19 protein-coding genes are annotated in these 22,369 nt (G+C 39.8%); 17 read left to right on the top strand and 2 right to left on the bottom strand.

Annotation, left to right across the window (positions count from 1 at the left end):
- The first annotated feature begins 59 nt into the window (after positions 1–59).
- Positions 60–896, top strand: coding sequence for a DUF975 family protein (locus K6V48_RS07505; RefSeq protein ID WP_222368839.1), 837 nt, complete (start codon positions 60–62; stop codon positions 894–896).
- Between the two features lie 22 nt (positions 897–918).
- Here K6V48_RS07505 and K6V48_RS07500 read toward each other — a convergent pair whose 3' ends face one another.
- Entirely contained in the window at positions 919–1,800 is an 882-nt protein-coding gene (locus K6V48_RS07500) for a CPBP family intramembrane glutamic endopeptidase (protein WP_222368836.1), read from the bottom strand.
- A gap of 377 nt (positions 1,801–2,177) precedes the next feature.
- On the opposite strand from K6V48_RS07500, the gene K6V48_RS07495 reads away from it, so the two are divergent.
- The 7 genes from K6V48_RS07495 (at position 2,178) to K6V48_RS07465 (ending at position 9,976) form a co-directional block, all read left to right on the top strand.
- Positions 2,178–2,276, top strand: a complete 99-nt coding sequence (locus tag K6V48_RS07495) for a putative holin-like toxin (protein WP_404830141.1) — start codon at positions 2,178–2,180, stop codon at positions 2,274–2,276.
- Between the two features lie 293 nt (positions 2,277–2,569).
- Positions 2,570–2,662: a putative holin-like toxin gene (locus K6V48_RS12110; protein WP_221622108.1), complete on the top strand. Its 93-nt coding sequence runs from the start codon at positions 2,570–2,572 to the stop codon at positions 2,660–2,662.
- 450 nt (positions 2,663–3,112) lie between these two features.
- Positions 3,113–5,827, top strand: a complete 2,715-nt coding sequence (locus K6V48_RS07485) for a DNA methyltransferase (RefSeq protein WP_222368834.1) — start codon at positions 3,113–3,115, stop codon at positions 5,825–5,827.
- The gene (locus K6V48_RS07480; RefSeq protein ID WP_222368831.1) at positions 5,824–7,746 is read left to right on the top strand and encodes a DEAD/DEAH box helicase; all 1,923 of its coding nucleotides are present in this window, start codon (positions 5,824–5,826) and stop codon (positions 7,744–7,746) included. The genes K6V48_RS07485 and K6V48_RS07480 overlap by 4 nt, the downstream gene beginning before the upstream one ends.
- Positions 7,743–8,033 carry a hypothetical protein gene (locus K6V48_RS07475; RefSeq protein ID WP_222368828.1) on the top strand — a complete coding sequence of 97 codons (291 nt, stop codon included), beginning with the start codon at positions 7,743–7,745 and terminating at the stop codon, positions 8,031–8,033. The genes K6V48_RS07480 and K6V48_RS07475 overlap by 4 nt, the downstream gene beginning before the upstream one ends.
- Positions 8,023–8,901, top strand: coding sequence for a GIY-YIG nuclease family protein (locus K6V48_RS07470; protein ID WP_222368827.1), 879 nt, complete (start codon positions 8,023–8,025; stop codon positions 8,899–8,901). The genes K6V48_RS07475 and K6V48_RS07470 overlap by 11 nt, the downstream gene beginning before the upstream one ends.
- 325 nt (positions 8,902–9,226) lie before the next feature.
- Positions 9,227–9,976 (top strand): hypothetical protein, encoded by a 750-nt coding sequence (locus K6V48_RS07465; RefSeq protein ID WP_172038580.1) that lies wholly within the window; start codon positions 9,227–9,229, stop codon positions 9,974–9,976.
- A gap of 43 nt (positions 9,977–10,019) precedes the next feature.
- Here the strand turns inward: K6V48_RS07465 and K6V48_RS07460 are convergent, their stop codons facing one another.
- Positions 10,020–10,613, bottom strand: coding sequence for a DUF1361 domain-containing protein (locus tag K6V48_RS07460; RefSeq protein WP_222368826.1), 594 nt, complete (start codon positions 10,611–10,613; stop codon positions 10,020–10,022).
- 156 nt (positions 10,614–10,769) lie between these two features.
- Here K6V48_RS07460 and metG point away from each other — a divergent pair, with 156 nt between their 5' ends.
- The 9 genes from metG to alaS all read left to right on the top strand — a co-directional run bounded on the left by metG (position 10,770) and on the right by alaS (position 22,231).
- On the top strand, positions 10,770–12,773 hold the full coding sequence (gene metG / locus K6V48_RS07455; RefSeq protein ID WP_222368825.1) for a methionine--tRNA ligase: 2,004 nt from the start codon (positions 10,770–10,772) through the stop codon (positions 12,771–12,773).
- A gap of 60 nt (positions 12,774–12,833) precedes the next feature.
- Positions 12,834–13,772: a competence protein CoiA gene (locus K6V48_RS07450; RefSeq protein ID WP_222368824.1), complete on the top strand. Its 939-nt coding sequence runs from the start codon at positions 12,834–12,836 to the stop codon at positions 13,770–13,772.
- 72 nt (positions 13,773–13,844) lie between these two features.
- The gene (gene pepF, locus K6V48_RS07445) at positions 13,845–15,647 is read left to right on the top strand and encodes an oligoendopeptidase F (RefSeq protein ID WP_222368823.1); all 1,803 of its coding nucleotides are present in this window, start codon (positions 13,845–13,847) and stop codon (positions 15,645–15,647) included.
- 1 nt (position 15,648) lies between these two features.
- The gene (locus K6V48_RS07440) at positions 15,649–16,092 is read left to right on the top strand and encodes a hypothetical protein (RefSeq protein ID WP_222368822.1); all 444 of its coding nucleotides are present in this window, start codon (positions 15,649–15,651) and stop codon (positions 16,090–16,092) included.
- A gap of 12 nt (positions 16,093–16,104) precedes the next feature.
- On the top strand, positions 16,105–16,656 hold the full coding sequence (locus K6V48_RS07435) for a DUF6630 family protein (protein WP_172006098.1): 552 nt from the start codon (positions 16,105–16,107) through the stop codon (positions 16,654–16,656).
- 69 nt (positions 16,657–16,725) lie between these two features.
- Positions 16,726–17,445, top strand: a complete 720-nt coding sequence (locus K6V48_RS07430; RefSeq protein WP_172006099.1) for an O-methyltransferase — start codon at positions 16,726–16,728, stop codon at positions 17,443–17,445.
- Between the two features lie 62 nt (positions 17,446–17,507).
- Entirely contained in the window at positions 17,508–18,554 is a 1,047-nt protein-coding gene (prsA, locus tag K6V48_RS07425; protein ID WP_222368821.1) for a peptidylprolyl isomerase PrsA, read from the top strand.
- 269 nt (positions 18,555–18,823) lie between these two features.
- Entirely contained in the window at positions 18,824–19,312 is a 489-nt protein-coding gene (locus K6V48_RS07420) for an LURP-one-related family protein (RefSeq protein WP_222368820.1), read from the top strand.
- Positions 19,313–19,612: 300 nt separating this feature from the next.
- Entirely contained in the window at positions 19,613–22,231 is a 2,619-nt protein-coding gene (gene alaS, locus K6V48_RS07415) for an alanine--tRNA ligase (protein WP_105126201.1), read from the top strand.
- The last annotated feature ends 138 nt before the right edge of the window (positions 22,232–22,369 follow it).

Genomic DNA, 22,369 nt, shown 5'->3' with positions numbered 1-22,369 from the left:
ACGATGATTTCCAATATGAAAACAGATGCATAAAGAACGAAAATGGAAGGAAGATGGAAATGACGACGAACAATATCGTATCTAGAGCGATGGCTATTCGTGAGCGAACCAAGGGGACAACAATCCTGTTCTTACCATCCATTTTGCTAGCTATATGCTATGCCTTATCAACGACTATTTTTCGTCTATTCACTTTTCTGAGTCTACGACAAGATAGTGCATTGGTAGAGAGTCGCTTAGTTCCATCTGTTACAATAGCTTATCTTTCTCGTGAAGGAATCAATCTTTTTTTACAGCTTTTGATCGGGCTTGCTTGTTTTCATCTGCTGGAATTAGTCAGAGGTGAAAGACAGGAAGTCACTCTGAAAGATTGCATTTCACTACTCAAAACGGATTGGGCAAAACCTATTTGCATGACCTTACTCTTTCAGTATTTGATTCTCATGGTAGCAGGTTTACCCGCCACGATAGGTTCCGCCTTATGGCTTACTGGTCTTACTATGAGGAGCTTGATGGTGCTTTCTCCTGGGGCAATGGCAGAGCTGGTTTCTCATCAGCCTGATCAATTGATGGCTAGAGGAGCGATTCTTTTTATAGTTGGCATCGTCTTGTATTTTCTTGTTTACTATGCCTATTCTCAGACTGTTTTTGTCCTGTTTGATCATTTAGATAATGCAAGTTACACCAACCCACTGAATGTATTAAAAGAAAGTCGCCTCTTAATGAAAGGAAACTATTGGCAACGAATTCGTCTAGATCTATCATTTCTAGGCTGGTTTGTCGGTGAATTGGTAACTTTACATTTGTTGTCTTTTTTTGTTCAACCATATTACCATATAGCTAGGACAATTTTTTACGAATCCATAAAAGAAAAAATAAAGACTGTTAGCGAGTGAATCGTCAACAGTCTTTTGTTGTTTATAAGGTTTTCCTTTTATGTTTATAATAGAGGTCATAGACAAGCCAAGCAATCATTCCACTTTGAACAAACAAGCTAATTACAGAACCTTCGACTCCGAAATCACCGCCAGATAGCCATTCAGGTCCTGTGATACCAACTTGTATAAAGGCCTGGCCAGCTTTTGTACCGCTAACTGGAAATGCAAAGACATTTCCTTGGAAACAATTCCAGGCAGCATGCAAGCCACCAATTGTCCAAATATTACCTGTTTTGAGCATCAACAAACAGGTTAAAACACCAAACAATGTGAGATCCAAAAGCGGTATGAGTGAGATAGCATGATTTCCTAAATGAAGAAATGTGAAAAAGAGCGAGGAAATAAGGATACCAACAGGAATAGTGTGTTTGGCTGAAAGTGATGAAAACATCCATCCTCTTGATAATATCTCTTCTGTTGTACCTTGGATTGACCAAGCTAGGATTAGTACAAAGAATTCTCCGAGTAATTTTATAGAGAACTGGATGCTAGTAAATTCAATCGCACCCAATCCCCACATGATGAGTGCACAAGTGGTTAGCATTGTCGCTCCGATACCCCAACCGAGTAGAAAATCTTTTCCAGCCCCTTTTTTAGTAAACCCAAGTCCTAACCACGGGCTTTTTTCAACACAGCGAGACCAAAGAATCACAACTAAACTAATAAATATAAAAGCAAATAAATCTAAGCTAAGCGAGAGAAATGGATTGTTATCATACGGAATAAATGAAATTATCGGAGCATACACAATTAATCCTAGCATTTCCCCTACAATTAACAAAACTATCCCCATTAATGGGGAAGTAAGCGCATTAAGGTTAAACGCTGATTTAGCTTTTTCTTTGATAAATTCTGTTTTCATATACGGTCCACCTCGCAAATGCTTTACTAGTTTACTATTTTACCATATTAATTTAGAAAATTCTAGGCTTATTTTTATGTAAAAGATTGAAAGTTTCAAAATAATACACGGAGAATGGTAAAATTCAAAAAAAATCCACAGAAAAACCTGTGAAAAATATGGTATAATTGAACAGTAGAAAAGTGCTCCTATATCCATGAATAGATGTAGGAGAAAGACGGTGGTTACTTTCTAAGTGAGAGGCTAACCTAAACTTGATGGCAAGTAAACTTGCTCATCAAGTAACGACAAATCCTAAGCGATTTGTCTAAGGTTCGCACTAGTTCAATTTTTGAAAAATATCGTTTCAAAAATTGAAAGTCGGAGGCGGGGGATCAGTGTTTGAAGTGGTACAAACTTTATTGAGTTTTGGTGGTTTCACCATCGCCTTAGTAGGTTTGTGCTATAAAATCTTCAAAGATGACAAAAAGAAATAGCCGTCAAAACTTTGGGGAGTGACGGCTATTTCTAAATTAGCTTAACACGAACCACCGTCTTAAAGCGGTTCTACTGGGATTGAGTTGGCGCTCAATCCCTTTTTCAAAACTATTATATCACAAACTAAATTCGTTTGACAAATGCTATATGAAATTCGAGCAAGCATCGAAATCTATGTAAAACCTGTGAAAAATATGGTATAATAGTACAGTAGAAAAGTTCCAAAAGCGGGGCGGAAATCTATTTTGGGAGGTGGTGCCTATGCAGTACCGAACTAGAAAGGTTTGCCGCAATGTCTGTCGCAGAGGCCCTCGGGCTAATGTTTCAGTTTGGCACGTTACTAATCGTGCTACTGACATTTATTTTTAACAATCGTAAAAAATAAAAGACAGCCAACCGCTATGAAACTTTGACAGAGTGAACTAGCAGGTTGACTGTAATCTTCATTCGTCCCGTCTTTAAAACGGTTCTACTGGGATTGGGTTGGCGCTCAATCCCTTTTTCAAAACTATTATATCACAAACTAAAATTGTTTGACAATTTTTTTGTTACAGTATAGTTTCTGGTTTTGTAACGAGCTAGAACTTCCAATGAGGTGTTAAATTATTAATAATATGATAATGGCAGAAATAATGTGATAACTAATATAAATATGCCCATGATATACTACGTATACCATGGGTTTGACTTTCAGTCAAACCCTAACAACAACAGTCCTATCACAAAATCAGATTAGGAAACTGAATGGTGTGTTTAGTATAATAACGTGGGTTATTTTTTCAACGAACGCTCCTTTTGTACTAATACAAATGTGTTAGGAAAAACAGGAGATCTTATGGCAAAGTTTGATATTATTACAATTGAAGACAAGATTCAGCAGTTACTGGAGGATGGTTTTGACCAAGCTTCTTTTATCTATGAATTCTTGTCTTTTTATGATATTCCCAAGGCGACAATCACGCGCATTCGTAAAGACCAAAGTGGTGAAATAAAGAATAAGCTCTATTTCAAGACTGTTCCCACGGAGAAGTCGGTCGTGGCAAGTGTTGCTGAGATTGAAGAGGCAATCAAAGATAAAAAGTCACAACCCCGCTACATCATTGTGACCAATTTTGTGGACTTTGCGGCCAAGGATACTAAGACTTTCGATACCTTACAGATTCCTTTTAAGGACTTGCCAACTTATGCCGATTTTTTCTTGGCTTGGAATGGTGTAGAGAAGGTGGATTATGCAAAGGAAAATCCTGCGGATATTAAGGCTGCGGAACGCTTCACACGTTTGTATGATGAATTAAAGAAAATCAATCACTTTGATGACCGTAGTCAAGAGGAAAAAGAGTTTAACCTGTTTTTGATTCGCTTGCTTTTTCTTTTATTTGCCGAAGATACAGAAATCATGAAAAAGGGTATCTTTACCAATGCCATCAAAACACGCTCGCGAGAAGATGGCAGTGATTTGAATGCTCTTTTCAATCAGATATTTGCTAGTCTGGATATTGCCAATCGTTTCAGCCAAGAAAGCTGGTTACAGGAATTTCCTTATGTTAATGGAAAACTCTTTACTGATGCTTCGACAAATTTAGTATTTGACAAAAAAACGAGAAAGTTAATCTTGGAAGCTGGCGAGCTCCTCAACTGGACTGACATCAATCCAGATATTTTAGGGGCTATGATTCAGACGGTTGCTAGTAGTGAACACCGTTCAAGCTCAGGTATGCACTATACTTCTGTTGAAAACATCATGAAAGTTATCAAACCGCTCTTTCTTGATGAACTGACAGCCAATTATCAGACTATCGTGGATAAAATCAATGAAAATGAAGACAAGGATGTTACTGAAAAAACGAGACGTGAAAATCGTAATACGTTCATTCGGGAACTTGAAAGCCTTTTGAATAGAATCTCTCATATCAAATTCCTTGATCCAGCTTGTGGTTCAGGAAACTTTCTTATCATCACTTATAAAGAAATCCGACGTTTAGAGATTAAAATACTAAAATCACTTCGTGAATTAAGTCAAAATGACTCATTTGCTCTTTTTTCTAACATCAGCCTCAATCAATTCTATGGCATCGAGCTAGATGACTTTGCTCATGAGGTGGCTCGTCTTTCCCTCTGGATAGCTGAGCACCAAATGAATGTGGAAACGGAAAAAGAAATCTCAATAAAACAAGCCTTCCTCCCTCTTCGCGATGCAGGAAATATCACTCAAGGGAATGCCCTGAGACTTGACTGGGATAGGGTTGTACCACACACACCGACCGATGAAATCTACCTGATAGGAAATCCGCCATATATTGGTAGTAGTTTACAATCCAAAGAACAGAAGGAAGATATAAAAGCTGTTAGCCTTGGGAATCGTAAGGCTTCAAAAATGGATTATGTGGCTGGTTGGTTTTATAAGGGAGTTTCTTTCATCAATACAGCAGATGCTAAATTAGCTTTTGTAACGACAAACTCTATTTTTCAAGGGGAACAGGTAGCAATCATTTGGCCAACATTGTTAGATAGAATGGAAGTTGAGTTTGCGTATACCTCTTTTAAATGGGGGAACAGCGCATCCAATAATGCAGGTGTAACGGTGGCTATTGTAGGAATATCGAATCGAAGTAATGTAAATGAGGAACGTCATATTTATGATGAGAACTTAATTAGACAAACAGCAAAACACATTACTCCTTATTTGACTGAAGGCGACGATATTATTGTTTCTACAAGTAGCAAAGCGCTAAATGGTTTACCTAAGATGTCAAGAGGAAACGGTCCATATGATGGCGGTGGTCTGTTGTTTTCTATATCTGAGTATCAAGAATTTTTAAAAAACTATCCAGACTTGGCTTCAATCTTCAAGAAATTCAAAAGTGGAGAAGAGTTTATTAAGGGAACATATAGATATGCTCTATGGCTGAATCAAGATGATTATTTTAAGTTGCAAAAAAATCCTATTATTTCCCAAAGATTAAACCAAGTCAAAAATTTTAGATTATCAGCAAAATCTGAAGCAACAAATAAATTGGCTGAAATACCATGGAGATTCGGTGAAATCAAGGACTTTTCTGAACAAGCTATTTTAATACCTAGAGTGTCTTCTGAAGCACGGAAGTACGTCCCAATGGATTTTATTAGTGGAGGGGATACAATAGTTTCTGATGCAGTAATCACTATTTACAACTCCCCTGTCTACCTTCTTGGTCTTCTCATGTCACGACTCCACATGACCTGGCTACGAGCCATCGGTGGGAAGTTAAAAACAGATTATCGTTATTCTGCTGGATTGGTTTACAACACCTTCCCCGTGCCAGAATTATCAACCAAGCGAAAGAATCAAATCGAAGAACAAGTCTTTGAAATCCTGGACTTACGAGAGGAATTGGGTGGTACTTTAGCAGAGCTTTATCATCGTGATACCATGCCACAAGCACTCCGAGAAGCCCATCGGGTACTAGATGGCATTGTGGAGCGTGCCTACAAGGAAACACCATTTACCAGCGATGAAGAACGCCTCAGCCACCTTTTAAAACGCTATAAAGAAATGAAGGAGCAATCATGAGCCAGCTTTTTGAAGTGACCTATGGTCAGAAGAAAACCAGCGTCAATACCAATGAATTGGGCATGCGTGAGATGCAGGCGCGTGTCTATGAAAAGAGAAACAGCCCCTACCTCTTGGTCAAGGCCCCGCCAGCATCCGGTAAGTCAAGGGCACTGATGTTTGTAGCCTTGGATAAGTTGAAACGCCAAGGCTTGAAAAAAGCTATCATAGCCGTACCAGAAAAGTCCATCGGCAAGTCATTTCGTTCGACCAAACTTTCGGACTTTGGCTATTACTGGGATTGGATCGTCAAAGATGAGAACAACTTAACCACATCAGGTACCGCCAAAAGTAAGGTAGAAAAATTCATCAACTTCATCAAGTCTACAGATGAATCGGATGATGTCTTGATCGCAACCCATGCCACGCTCCGCTTTGCTTCTGAGCAACTGGATGCCAGCGATTTTGATGGTTGTTTGCTTGCTATTGATGAATTTCATCATGTCTCCCAGGATGATAATTCTGTCTTGGGTAATGCCCTGCGGGAAGTCTTGCAGAAATCAACTGCCCATGTCTTTGCCATGACAGGTTCCTATTTCCGTGGAGATAGTGTGCCTATCTTGGATCCGGCAGATGAGGCGCGTTTTGAGCGTGTAACCTATACTTATTACGAGCAGTTGGAGGGATACAAATACCTCAAATCCTTTGTCATGAACTACAAGTTTTACCGTGGTCGCTACACGGATGCCTTTCCAGATTTATTGCCAGAGTTTATTGACAAGAAGACCATCATTCACATTCCAAACGTCAATTCTGGCGAGTCTTCGAAGGATAAATATGGAGAAGTGGATGAGATTTTAGATTGTCTAGGGGACTATCTGCATAAAGATGAACATGGGATTATTCATCTGCGTTCTAAGACAGGTAAGATCTTGAAGATTGCAGACTTGGTAACAGAAGATGGTCGTGACCTAGTCAGTACCTATTTAGCGAAAATGGACAGTGAAGATGAGCTAGACATGATTATTGCGCTTGGGATGGCCAAGGAAGGTTTTGACTGGCCATTTGCAGAATATGCCCTGACTATCGGCTACCGTTCTTCGCTGACAGAGATTGTCCAGATTATCGGACGGGTCACAAGGGATAGCTCAAACAAGACCAGAGCTCAATTCACCAATCTAATCGCAGAACCAGATGCCGAAGATGAGGAGGTCCAATTCTCTGTAAATAACATCATGAAAGCCATTACTGCCAGCTTGCTGATGGAAAATGTTTTATCACCTTCATTCAAGTTTAAGCGTAAGGAAAATGACAGCCAGAAAGCTAACGGAGCTGAGATTTTTATCAAGGGTCTAGCCAAGCCATCAACGGAACGTACCCAAAAAATCATTGAGCAGGATATTACAGACTTAAAAGCCTCTGTCTTGCAAGATGATGTGGTACAGGCAGCTATTTCTGCAGGTGCAGAGAGCAAGGTCATCACAAAACAGTTGATTCCAAGAGTGATTGCCACACGTTATCCAGATTTGACACAGACAGAAGTTGAAGAGGTTCGTCAGCATTTAGTCGCTGATTTGACCTTATCCAATGCTAAAAAAGACAGCGAAAATAATAAGCTTTTAAAAATGGCGGATAAATTTATCAATATTGACGACTTAAGTATAGATTTGATTGATAGTGTCAACCCATTCCAAAGTGCTTATGAGGTATTGTCTAGAGATGTGGATAGTCGTACCTTGAGCCTAATTGCACGAGTGTTTGATGCTAAAAAAGTAGAGTTTACAACTGACGAATTGCGCATGCTTTATCCACAGATTAAGGCTTTTCAGGGTGAACATGGACGTTCACCAAGACGAAATTCCTCAGATTTAGAGGAAGACCGACTTTACTTTGCCTTAGCTAAGCTTGATGAACTCCGTCGTGAAAGGGATAATCAATGATAGAAAATTTTGCAACCTTAGAAGATATTTTTGCGGATGAAGCCTTTGAAAGCTTGGTTGCTGGGATTCGTGTTGTCAAAGTTGAAAGATTACACCCAGAAATAGAGAAATTTATGGAAATCTGTCAATGGGTTAAGAAACATGGACGAGAGCCACAAAGAAGTACTCAAATCAAAGAACGACAATTATTCAGTCGCTTGAAGGCGATTCGTGCGGATGAGGGGAGAAGAGCTCTAGTTAGCGCCTATGATGAACTGGATTTGTTAGGAGATAGACATGATAGATGACTTAGATGATATTTTAAATGATGATTCCTTGTTTGAAAATTTCGAAACAGATAGGACCTTATTTAGCACTAAACGCTATCAGGGAACAGTTAGAGCTAGGAGTAAATCTAGTAGTCGTACACGTGTTCAAACTGGCTTTGACACCTATCGGAAATTGTTTACACAGGTTCATGCTGATATTGCTTGTGGTAAACGTCAGATAAAATCCATCGAGGAAACCAGTCAAGGAAACCGTATCAGTCGAAAAAATCCCATTAAACAGGGGAATTTTTATGTTGATAATGGTGTCATGCTGTATGTTGCCAAAATTTATGATCCTAAGACAGGTGTGGAAGTCAACCAGTCAACAGATCGTAAGTACAAGGTGCATATTGTATATGAAAATGGAACGGAGAATCATGTTTGGCTCTTGAGTTTAATTTCTTCATTGTACGATAAAAAGCGTTCGGGCAGATTGGTAACTGAACCCTTAGATATTATTTCTATGCTAGGAGAAGAAACCGCCCAATATCACACAACAGGCTACATTTATGTTATCAAATATGCTGGAACAGATACTCGATTTTTAGAATTGGATAACCTCTACAAGATAGGGGTAGCTACAGATATCAAAAAAAGGCTTTCCAATAGTCAAAACGAAGCGACTTACCTATATGCTCCAGTCTATCTGGTAGCCAGTTATGAGATCCAGAATGTTTCTGCTAACAAGTTAGAAAAATATTTACACGACGCTTTTAGCGACAAGCGCGTCCAACTGGAGACTATTTCTCCAACCGGTAAAAAAGTTTCTGTTACTGAGTGGTTTGTGGTAGAATTAGAACAGATTGAACAAAAAATAAATGAGCTTTTTAAGCAACTAAATTTATGACAGATTATCAGCTAAACCAGGGGAGAAATATATGGGTGCATTTCTATTTTTTACATTTGCGATTTGTTATTTGGTGGGCATTATCGCAATAGCGATAGCTTTTACATTTTTTCGTAGGAAGTAGAAGGACGGACAGATGGACAAACTTGTTATTTGGTTTTTGATTTTACTCTGGGCTTCACCAGTGATTATTGTTGCCTTGGCAGGTGGTTATGTCATTTTAAGCCTATTGTTTGGCAGAAGGAAATAATGATATTGAAGCATTGCAAAAGAATGTAACCTATCGTAAAATGGTAGTATATTTCAGATATACAGGGAGAGTGTAATGCCTTACCGTAAATTAAAATCAAGTGATCGGTCTTTCATTCATGGACAGACGGATCGCTTGCTGAATCAGATGAATAGCAATGCGGAATACTTAGCGACTGTCCAGACTTATGAGGCGGCCAAGGCCCGCATGAACCAAGCCTATCTGGCAATGGAACTGGAAGACGACCCAGAGAAAAAGGTACGACTGGCAAAATTGGTTGAAACCTATACTGCACAAGCCCAGGCTATATTGGACGAGTGGGAGGAGAAGAACAGACATGCAGAGAAAGCGGCAAGAAATTTCAAGTTGATCTTGTGGCTGACCGTACTGTTCACCCTTAGCTTTGTTTTTCCAGTCAATATCATTCTAGCTATTCTTTTTGCCTTCTGGTTTTATCGGAATTACCTTCGTTCTAGTAAATCCGACCGAGTGACTAAGACCGCCGCTAATAGCCAGTCTTTGACAGAAGAGGAAAGTTATGAAGAATGGCTGACAGAAAAGATTGTCAATCTCAACAAGGACAAGCGGGATTGGACCGAGGGAATAATTGCAAAATATGATAGCTTAGATGACATAGCAGCAGGTATCGGTGAAATGGATGAGATAGATAAAGTGGCTGGTAAGAACCTTCTACGACACTATCAGGACATTTTAGCAGATATTGAAAAACTGCCAGACTCTGAACAGAAAACCTATTATTTAGATTTTCATCAAGAAATAATTTCTGATTTGGAAGATATTTTTCCACAACTTCATATCGAATAAAGTAAAACGGAAGCAGCTGTTCAAAACTGTTTCCGTTTTTTCTTTATTCATCAATCGCAAAGACCAGAACCATAATTTGGATAAATGTAAATCCTAAAATAAATGGCAGAGCTGCCCATGAAATAACATTGATCATTTCATTGACAACGACAGTTGGTCGTGTAAAAATGTCCCAGGAATTTAGTCGAGCATAGCGACCAATATGGATTGCAAAACTAGAGAGAAAGGACAAGCCACCAATTAGGACTAGGCGAAGCCAATAAGACTTGATGGCAAAAGCGGAGAAGATAAGTCTTAAACTCTCCACACCGCTCATGACCCCAAAGAAAATACTTGGGACATAAAGCATAAATAGAATCATACTTTCTCGTTGCCATAGAACTGTGTTGGCAAAGTGCATATGAACAATATCTGTCACCATGTAAAATGTGTTTGGATAAAAGAAAAGCCAAAGGACAGCGGTGATGAATTTAATGAGTCCATTTTTAGAAAAATGGGTCAGAATAGCAAAATCTAGTGAAACCAAGGCCAAAAACATATTCCAAGTCAAATCAGGTGCCTTGATACCGTAGCGATAGAGTCCAGCAGCAATAATAAGGAAGAAAAGATGGATAAGACAATTTTTCTTAGTAAACATAGCATACCTCTTTCTATTCGGATTACAGTATAGTATAGCATAGATGGAAGAAGAATAACAATGAGAACCATTTTGAGATTTAGCTGAAAATATGATAAAATAGGATGTTGTCAATAACAGGGTTTCATTTGCTCTGAATTTGAAAGGAAAAAAAGCATGACAAGAACACCGTTTTATATCACCACACCGATTTATTATCCGTCTGGAAAACTTCATATCGGTTCAGCTTACACGACCATTGCCTGTGATGTATTGGCTCGTTACAAACGCCTTATGGGGCATGATGTCTATTATTTAACAGGTCTTGATGAGCACGGTCAAAAGATTGAGGAGAAGGCAAAAGAGGCTGGATTAACTCCACAAGCTTATGTAGATGGCATGGCGGTCGGAGTGAAAGAACTTTGGAAACTTCTTGATATTTCATATGATAAGTTTATTCGCACAACAGACGATTACCATGAACAAGTGGTGGCAGATGTTTTTGAAAAATTGCTAGCGCAAGATGATATTTACTTGGGTGAATATTCCGGTTGGTACTCTGTATCAGACGAAGAATTCTTCACTGAAAGCCAATTGGCAGAGGTATTCCGTGATGAAAATGGTAAGGTAACAGGCGGGATTGCTCCAAGTGGACATGAGGTTGCTTGGGTATCAGAAGAATCCTACTTCCTCCGCCTCAGCAAGTATCAGGATAAATTGGTCGAGTTCTTCAATGCTCACCCAGACTTTATCCAACCTGACGGTCGAATGAATGAAATCATGAAAAACTTCATCGAGCCAGGCTTGGAAGATTTGGCAGTATCCCGAACATCCTTTACATGGGGAGTACCTGTTCCGTCTAATCCAAAACACGTTGTTTACGTATGGATAGATGCTCTGCTTAACTATGCGACAGCCTTGGGCTATGGTCAGGAAGAAACAGCCAACTATGACAAGTTCTGGAATGGAACTGTTTACCACATGGTTGGAAAAGACATTCTTCGCTTCCACTCCATTTACTGGCCAATCATGCTTATGATGTTGGATATGAAGCTGCCAGATCGCTTGGTTGCTCACGGCTGGTTTGTTATGAAAGATGGCAAGATGTCCAAGTCTAAGGGAAATGTTGTTTACCCAGAAATGTTAGTCGAGCGTTACGGCCTGGATCCACTGCGTTACTACCTCATGCGTAGTCTACCAGTCGGTTCTGACGGAACTTTCACGCCAGAAGACTATGTTGGTCGTATCAACTACGAATTGGCCAACGACCTTGGAAACTTACTCAACCGTACGGTTGCTATGATTAACAAGTATTTCGGCGGTCAGGTACCAACTTTTGTGGCTAATGTGACGGACTTTGATGCGGACTTGGCGGCAGTCGTAGTTGAAAACTTGGCAAGCTACCACAAGTATATGGAAGCAGTTGACTATCCACGCGCTTTGGAAGCTGTTTGGAATATCATCTCCCGTACCAACAAGTACATTGATGAAACTGCACCTTGGGTCTTGGCTAAGGACGAAGCGGACCGAGACAAGTTGGCAGCGGTTATGGCTCACTTGACAGCTGGTCTTCGTGTGGTGGCTCACCTCATTCAGCCATTTATGATGACCACTTCAAATGCTATTATGGAACAGCTTGGTTTGGGAACAGAATTTGACCTTGAAAATCTTGACTTTGCAGGTCTTCCAGCTGGTTTGACAGTGGTAGAAAAAGGTACACCTATCTTCCCACGTCTGGATATGGAAGAAGAAATCGCCTATATCCAAGCCCAAATGGGTGGTAGCTCTGCTATTTCCCAAGAGGAAGAAAAAGAGTGGAACCCAGCTGACGTGGAACTCAAAAACAAAAAAGCTGCGATCAAGTTCGAGGACTTCGACAAGGTAGAAATCCGTGTGGCCGAAGTCAAGGAAGTAGCAAAAGTAGAGGGTTCTGACAAGTTGCTCCAATTCCGTCTGGACGCAGGTGACGGACAAGACCGCCAAATCTTGTCTGGTATTGCCAAGTACTATCCAAATGAGCAGGAGTTGGTCGGTAAGAAAGTCCAAATCGTTGCCAACCTCAAGCCACGCAAGATGATGGGCTTGCTCAGCCAGGGCATGATCCTCTCAGCCGAACATGGTGACAATTTAACACTCTTAACAGTCGATCCATCTGTGCCAAACGGCAGTCAGATTGGGTAAATTCACAACACTCAGCGTAGCTGGGTGTTTTTTTGCGAACTAATAAAGAAAGGAGGTTTTATGTTAGTTGCAATTGATGAAGAAGGGCAAGTTTTTAATGTCTTGGAAAATCCTGCGCCCCAAGGTCGCTATTCTTGTCCAGGTTGTGGAGGCCTAGTCCGATACAAATCCGGAAAAGTTCTGCGTTCGCACTTTGCCCACGTCACCCTGCGGGACTGCCATTACTTTTCCGAGAATGAGTCTGCCCAGCACCTGTCCCTCAAGTCTTGTCTGTACAGGTGGTTAGTCAATACTGAACGAGTTGAACTTGAAAAATGCCTGCCAGAGTTAGGTCAGATAGCGGACTTATTTGTCAATGATCGTTTAGTCTTGGAAGTGCAATGTTCTAGTCTGCCGATTTCTCGTTTGCAGCTGAGGACGCAAGCCTATCGTGAGGCTGGTTATCAGGTTCTTTGGTTGCTCGGCAAGGATTTGTGGCTCAAGGAACGACTGACCAATTTGCACAAGCAATTTCTCTCTTTTAGTATGAATATGGGGTTTCACCTCTGGGAATTGGATGACGAGAAAAAAGAATTGCGGCTCCGGTACCTTATTCATGAAGACTTACGAGGTAAGGTCCACTGTCTGACAAAGGTTTTTCCATTTTGCGAGGGAAAATTATTGGAAATCTTGCGTCTGCCCTTTGCCAAGCAAATTCTATCTAGCATGACTTGTCCAATGGATGAAGATTTGCCTCGCTACATTGCTCAGCAGCTTTATTACAAATCTCCCAAATGGCTCGCCCTGCAAGCAGAGGCTTATGGACGTGGAGAAAATCTACTGACCAAGACAGCATTAGACTGGTTTCCCCACATCCGACTGCCCCGCTCTGCCATTGGCTTTGCCCAGATACAGGTAAATTTGAACTCGGTTTACCAGGACTTTGATAGCTATTATATTAGGGTTAAAGACAAGAGAAATCAAGTCCTTTATCCACCGGTTTTTTACCTTAAAAAATAATGCAATCGTTCTCACTTCCCGTTGGAAAGTAGGGCATTTTTATGTTAAAATATGGAATACGGAGGATTTATTATGTCTAAACAACGTCATGAAATTGAAGAAAAATACCAGTGGGATTTGACCACTATTTTTCCAACCGATGAAGCTTGGGAAGAAGAATTAGCTTCATTACAAGCAGAAACAGAAACGGCAAAGGATTTTGCTGGCCACTTGCTTGATTCGGCTGAAAGTCTCTTAGATATTAGTGAAAAACAACTCGGTCTCATGCGTCGCATTGAAAAACTCTATGTCTATGCGTCTATGAAGAACGACCAAGATACTCGTGAAGGTAAATACCAGGAATTTCAAGCTAAAGCCATGGGCTTGTATGCGGCCTTTTCACAAGCTTTTGCCTTCTATGAACCTGAATTTATGGCTATTACTGAGGAACAGTTGAAAGCATTCATGGATGAAGAGCCAACCTTGGTGCAGTACAGCCATCAATTTGAAAAACTCTTAGCAGCTAAGGACCACGTTTTGTCACAAGAAATTGAAGAAGTATTGGCAGCTACGAGTGAGATTTTCGAATCTCCAGCTGAAACCTTCTCTGTTTTGGATAATGCTAGTATCCTATTCCCTGAAATTGCGGATGAAGAGGGACATTTGGTACCACTTTCTCACGGTAACTACATCCACTTTATGGAGTCTAAAAACCGCGACGTCCGTCAAGAAGCATATGAGGCCATGTACGGTACCTACGAGCAGTTCCAGCATACCTACGCTAAGACTCTGCAGTCTAATGTTAAGGTCAATAACCTGAAAGCACGTTTGCGGAAGTACGACTCAGCCCGTCACGCATCACTTGCAGCCAATTTTATTCCAGAATCTGTTTACGATACATTAGTGGTGGCAGTCAACAAGCACCTCCCGCTCTTGCACCGTTACATTAATTTGCGTAAGAAACTCTTGGGTATTGATGATTTGAAAATGTACGATATGTACACACCATTGTCAGATTTTAGTACTAAGATTTCTTATGAAGAGGCACTCAAGAAATGCCAAGAAACCTTGGAAATCTTTGGCGAGGATTATTCGGCTATTGTGAAGGAAGCCTTCGAAAATCGCTGGATTGATGTCCATGTTAATGAAGGAAAACGCTCAGGAGCATACTCAGGAGGTGCCTACGACACAAACGCCTTCATGCTTCTCAACTGGCAGGATAATTTGGATAATATGTACACCCTTATCCATGAAACAGGGCATTCTCTTCACTCTATGTTGACTCGTAAGACTCAACCCTATGTCTATGGCCATTATTCACTTTTCTTGGCTGAAATTGCGTCAACTACCAACGAAAACCTTCTGACTGAAAAACTCTTGGCAGAAGTAGAAGATGACAAGGAACGCTTTGCGATTCTTAACCATTACCTAGATGGTTTCCGTGGCACAGTCTTCCGCCAGACCCAATTTGCCGAGTTTGAACAAGCTATCTATAAGGCAGACCAGGAAGGTCAGGTCTTGACGGCTGATTTCCTCAATGAATTATACGGTCAGACAAACGAGAAATACTACGGACTTTCTGCTGAAGAAAATCCAGAAATCCAATTTGAGTGGGCTCGTATTCCACACTTCTATTACAATTTCTATGTCTATCAGTATGCGACAGGTTTCGCAGCAGCATCAGCTCTCGCAAACAAGATTGTTAATGGTAGTCCAGAAGACAAAGAAAACTACCTCAACTACTTGAAGGCTGGTAGCTCAGATTATTCCCTCAACGTCATTGCAAAAGCTGGTGTAGATATGACTAAGGAAGACTATCTTAATGATGCTTTCAAAGTTTTTGAAGCACGCCTAACTGAGTTAGAGGAGCTTGTTGAAAAAGGGGTACATCTCTAAAATGATTTCCTATAAACGTTCGATTGTCATTCCCAGTGTGATTAGCCTTGTTCTAATCTTGCTGGGTCTTGGTGGTTTGACCAGACCTGAGCCATCTATGGGAAGTGTCGTCTATTTGATATTCTTACAACCTTTGCTGGTTTATTTATATATATTGAGAAAGCAAAAAGCTGTTTTTATCTTGACAAATCAGTACCTAGAATTTCAAGAACACTTTTGGAGTGAACGCAAGTGCCATTCGTTAGAAGAGATTGCGGAGATTCGATACATGGTTTCTCCTGTCTATCGTGGCTATCAGTCGAAACGTTTGCGAATTGTAGGAAATAAGGGAGCACTACTTGCAGTCGTCAATTTGAATAAGCTTGATGGTGCAGATTTTAATGATATATACCATTTTGTAGAGCAAGTGGCGCCGCATATAAAATGGGACTTTTCAAATTCATAAAGTGGAGGTACTATGTTAACAGAAGAACAGTTGCAGGACATTTTTGAGCTAGCAGATTTGATGTCAAATGGAGATCGAGAACTGTTTATTACATTAAGGGAAGTTGTTTTTGCGACTGATCCAAATAAAATCCTCGATGATATGGAACGCATTTTGGATCCGGTAACCTTTGATCAATTTATTGCTAAGGTCGGTGAGTCGGAAAAAGAAAATCTTTGGTTAATTTTGATGACCTTGTTGGAAAATGGAGAGTATATTTGTGTACGAAATCATAAGGATCAGCTGACTGATTTTATTCATTATTTTGACCGGCTTCAACATGTTCGATCAGCAGGTATATCCCTAGCTTTAGATTCTGATGGGCTAGTACCAACGGCAACTATTCCAGAATGGGCAGCAGTGATTGATCGCAAATATGGAAATGAAGGTTATTGTCTTGGCGCTGTGGATATGAATTCGGATTCCTATTATTTATTCTTCAATCAAAGAGCACAATTTGAACGCATTCAAGAATTAGCTCACAATGTGGGATACAAAATTAGCTTAGCGAAACAATTGTCATAAAAGCAGGGAAACCTGCTTTTTGATTGATTTGTGAACAAAATTGACCTAGTCTATGATATAATTGACTTTATGGTTGAATCTTACTCAAAAAACGCAAACCACAATATGCGCCGTCCTGTTGTTAAGGAAGAAATTGTGGAATTTATGCGAACACGCCAGGCGCAAAACACTGGGTTTTTAAAGGAATTGGAAGATTTTGCACGAAAAGAAAATATTCCAATTATTCCACATGAAACAGTTGCTTTCTTTCGGATTTTGATGCAAACCTTGCAGCCTCAAGAAATATTAGAAATTGGGACAGCTATTGGTTTTTCAGCACTATTAATGGCTGAGAACAGTCCTAAATCACACGTTACAACCATCGATCGAAATGAAGAAATGATTGGTTTTGCTAAGGAGAACTTTGCAAAATACGACCACCGTCAGCAGATTGATTTACTTGAAGGGGAAGCAATGGATTTGTTACCAACTCTCCCTGATGATATCTATGACTTTGTCTTCATGGACTCTGCTAAGTCTAAATACATTGTCTTTTTACCGGAAGTATTGAAAAAGGTAAAAGTTGGTGGTTTGATTGTACTTGATGATATTTTTCAGGGTGGTGATATCGCAAAGGACATTAAAGAAGTGCGTAGAGGACAACGAACCATCTACAGGGGTCTACAACGCTTGTTTCAAGCAACCTTAAATCATCCAGATTTGACTGCTAGTTTGGTTTCAATGAGCGATGGATTACTGATGATTCGTAAGAATAGTGCTAATATTACTCTTGAAATAGAAGAAATTTAAGAAATTTTAAAGCTTTTGTGTTATAATATAGAGGTTATTGAATAAAAGGAGACAGTTTTTCAATGAAGAAAACTAAAAAATTTCTTGCAGGAGCAGTAACTTTATTTGCTGCTGCAACATTAGCAGCATGTTCATCAAGTGCTGACAAAGACATTATTACTATGAAAGGTAATACAATCTCTGTTTCAGAATTCTATGATGAGGTGAAAAACAATTCTCAAGCACAGCAGGTATTGCTTTCAATGATTATCAGTGATGTGTTTGAAAAAGCTTATGGCGATAAGGTTTCTGCCCAAGAAGTAGACGATGCCTATAATAAGATGGCTGAACAATATGGGGATTCATTTGCGACTGCTCTAGCATCAGCTGGTTTGACAGAAGAAACTTATAAAAAACAAATCCGGACAAACAAATTAGTGGAATATGCTGTGAAACAAGTGGCTGAAAAAGAATTAACGGACGATGCCTATAAGACTGCTTATGAGTCCTATACACCGGAAGTGACTGCACGAATCATCAAATTAGATGATGAAGCAAAAGCAAAAGAAGTTTTAGCATCTGCACAAGCAGAGGGCGCAGATTTTGCTCAATTAGCGAAAGACAATTCTACTGATACTGATACAAAGGATAATGATGGTGAAATTAAGTTTGACTCGTCTTCAACCACTGTTCCAACTGAAGTTCAAACAGCAATCTTTGCCTTAGATGCTGGTCAAGTTGGTGCTTCAGTTGTATCTGTAGTTGACATGACAACTTATACAACTAGCTATTACGTTGTAAAATTAGAATCTAAGACAGAAAAATCTTCTAACTGGGAAGATTATAAAGATAAGTTGAAAGAAATCATTCTTGCTGAAAAACAAGCAGATTCGACATTTATTTCTGGAGTCATTAAAACTGAACTTCAAAATGCCAATGTAAAAGTTAAAGATTCAGCGTTCCAAAACTTGTTGTCACAATACATTTCAACTGATGCAAGTAGTTCATCTACAGAGTCTTCAAGCTCATCATCAACATCAGAATCTTCTACTGATTCTTCATCATCAACGACCGAATCTTCAACTGAATCGTCATCATCAACGACCGAATCAAGTTCATCAGGTCAGTAATTGACGTCTTACCGATTAAGAATAAATACTTGACACCTTAGTTCAGAAAATTGGCGGTTGTTGCGAGCCATCTAAGCCAAGTATTTTGCTACTTAATACTACAATTGAATAGTGGAACCTGGGTTCACAGTTTAGAAAATCTTTCTTTCATAAGAAATGCTTTACTACTGAATACTGGTTCTTAAATGAGAATGACAAGTCATTGAATGAAGGTGGTACCGCGGTTCTTCGCCCTTCGTTTGGTTTCTTGTTATTTTTTTGAGGTGATTATGAAACAATTTCTAGTGAAACAACGGTTTACATTTGGCGGTGAAAAATTTGATATCCAAGATAATTTTGGACAATTGGCCTATCAAGTTAAAGGAAGTTTTTTAGAAATTCCGAAACGATTTACTGTCACCAATGACCAAGGTATTGAAATTTGTCAGATTACGAAAAAAGTATTTTCTTTCCTGCCTCAATTTACTATTGACATGGCTGATGGTCATTCTTTCTATTTACAAAAGAAATTGACATTTTTCAGAGATCAATATACGGTAGAAAACCTGGGTTTGCTTTTAGAAGGCAATATTTGGGACCTTGATTTTCGTTTGAGGACTCCGGATGGTCAACTAGTTGCTGAAATTTCCAAAGAACTTTTTCATTTAACTTCCCATTATTCTGTAACGGTTGTAGATAATGATTATGCTGATTTAGTTATTTCTTTAGTAGTTGCCATTGACTATGTGGAAATGATGGAAGCTGCATCTAGTTCTTAATAGTTTATCACTGAAAGTTTTTCTAAAAACAAGCAATCTATTGGTGTCGGTTCCTGTTCCCTGGAACCATATGTGTTTTGAAAACAAATTGAAATTTTTAACAAAGGGATGGTTTGGTTAGGTTATTTTCGAATAAAAGCCAAGCTAAAAACAAATGAAAGGAAAAGTTCAATTTAGATAATTTTCTGAATTGAACGCGAGCTAAAAGCGTCGAGAAATCATAGACAGCTTAGTGCGCTGCAGCACAGCGTTTGTCTCCTATTTTCTTCTCGCTTTCTTAACGCTCTTGGTATCTTAATTATGCATCAATTATCTTCTGCTCAAATCCGTCAAATGTGGTTGGATTTCTGGAAATCTAAGGGGCACGCGGTTGAGCCTTCTGCAAATCTTGTTCCGGTGAATGATCCGACTTTGCTTTGGATTAACTCTGGTGTGGCAACTCTTAAAAAGTATTTTGATGGTTCTGTGATTCCCGATAACCCACGTATCACTAACGCTCAAAAATCAATTCGTACCAACGATATCGAAAATGTTGGTAAAACTGCTCGTCACCATACTATGTTTGAAATGCTTGGGAATTTCTCTATTGGAGATTATTTCCGTGATGAAGCAATTGAATGGGGTTTTGAATTGCTAACTAGCCCAGAATGGTTTGGTTTCCCTAAAGAAAAATTGTACATGACATATTATCCAGACGATAAAGATTCATATAATCGTTGGATTGCACTTGGTGTGGAACCAAGTCACTTGATTCCACTGGAAGACAATTTCTGGGAAATTGGTGCTGGCCCTTCTGGTCCAGATACAGAAATCTTCTTTGACCGTGGTACTGAATTTGACCCTGAGAATATCGGTGTTCGTCTTTTGGAAGAAGATATTGAAAACGACCGTTACATCGAGATTTGGAATATTGTACTTTCACAATTTAATGCTGATCCAGCAGTTCCTCGTTCAGAATATAAAGAATTACCTAATAAAAATATTGATACGGGTGCAGGTTTAGAACGTTTAGCAGCTATTTTCCAAGGAGCTAAAACAAACTTTGAGACGGACCTCTTCTTGCCTATTATTCGTGAAGTTGAAAAACTATCTGGTAAAACATACGATCCAGATGGTGATAACATGAGTTTCAAAGTAATTGCGGACCATATTCGTGCTCTTTCATTTGCCATTGGAGATGGGGCTCTCCCTGGTAATGAGGGACGTGGCTACGTTCTCCGTCGTCTTCTCCGTCGTGCTTCAATGCATGGTCAACGTTTGGGGATTTCTGGACCATTTTTATATAAGTTGGTAGAAATTGTGGGTCACATTATGGAGAGCTACTATCCTGAAGTACTTGAAAAACGTGACTTTATTGAAAAGATTGTGAAACGCGAGGAAGAGACTTTTGCCCGTACCATTGATGCTGGTAGTGGTCACTTAGATCAATTATTGGCTCAGTTAAAAGAGGCAGGGAAGGATACACTTGAAGGTAAGGATATCTTTAAACTGTATGATACATATGGTTTCCCAGTGGAGTTAACTGAAGAATTGGCCGAAGATGCAGGATATAAAATTGACCACGAAGGTTTTAAAGCTGCGATGAAAGAGCAACAAGATCGTGCGCGTGCAGCAGTTGTCAAAGGTGGTTCAATGGGAATGCAAAATGAAACATTGGCTGGAATTACAGAATCTTCAACTTTTGTATACGGGCAAACCAAGCTTGACGCGACATTATCTGTGATCATTGCAGAAAATGAGCGTACAGAAGCAGTTTCAGAAGGTCAAGCATTATTAGTATTCAATCAAACGCCATTTTATGCAGAGATGGGTGGGCAGGTAGCCGATCATGGTGTTGTTAAAAATGCCACTGGCGATATTGTTGCGACTGTGCTTGATGTTCAAAAAGCACCAAACGGGCAACCATTGCATAAGGTTGAGCTTCATGCTAGCATTTCACTTGGTCAGGTGTATACACTTGAGCTTGATACAAATCGTCGCAATGGTGTAGAGAAGAACCATACTGCAACTCACTTGCTCCACGCAGCTCTTCACAACATCATTGGTGAACACGCAACACAGGCTGGTTCCTTGAATGAGCAAGACTTCCTACGCTTTGACTTCACTCACTTTGAAGCAGTTACGGCAGAAGAACTTCGTCGCATTGAAGAAGAAGTCAATGAACAAATCTGGAATGCTATTCCTGTTGTGACAGTAGAGACTGATATAGTTACTGCTAAAGAAATGGGAGCTATGGCACTCTTTGGGGAAAAATATGGTAAAGAAGTTCGAGTTGTTACAATTGGTGATTATTCTATCGAACTTTGTGGTGGTACACATGTTAGCAATACGTCTGAAATCGGTATCTTCAAGATTTTAAAAGAAGAGGGTATTGGATCAGGTACTCGCCGTATCATCGCAGTTACTGGCCGTGAAGCCTTCTTTGCCTATCGTGACCAAGAAGATGCTTTGAAAGAAGTAGCGGTGACTATCAAATCCCCACAAATCAAGGAAGTACCAAACAAGGTTGCAAGTCTTCAAGAACAAGTTCGTGAATTGCAAAAAGAAAATGCTTCTCTGAAAGAAAAAGCAGCCGCAGCTGCAGCTGGTGATGTATTCAAAGATGTGAAAGAAGCTAACGGAGTGCGCTTTATTGCTAGCCAAGTCCAAGTATCAGACGCAGGTGCCCTCCGTACCTTCGCTGACAACTGGAAGCAGAAAGACTACTCTGATGTCTTGGTACTTGTTGCGGCTATCGGTGACAAGGTCAATGTCCTTGTGGCAAGCAAGTCAAACGATGTTCATGCAGGAAACCTCATCAAAGTCCTTGCTCCAATCGTAGCAGGTCGCGGTGGTGGTAAGCCAGACATGGCCATGGCAGGAGGTAGCGATGCCTCTGCAATCCAAACCCTCTTGAACAGAGTAGCAGAAAACCTATAATGTCTTATGCCAAACTCCATGTTAGTGTAAAATAATTCTCGGAAAAACGTTTACAGGTTTTCAAAACAAAAAAAGTCCTATATCCTAGGAAATGCGTAAATAACCTAGAAGGATATAGAACCTATGACTATTGTAACA

It is taken from the genome of Streptococcus suis (assembly GCF_019794555.1).
GTDB lineage: Bacteria > Bacillota > Bacilli > Lactobacillales > Streptococcaceae > Streptococcus > Streptococcus suis_AB.
The sequence above is the reverse complement of the archived record's forward strand: the minus strand, read 5'-3'. Positions and strand labels throughout refer to the sequence as shown.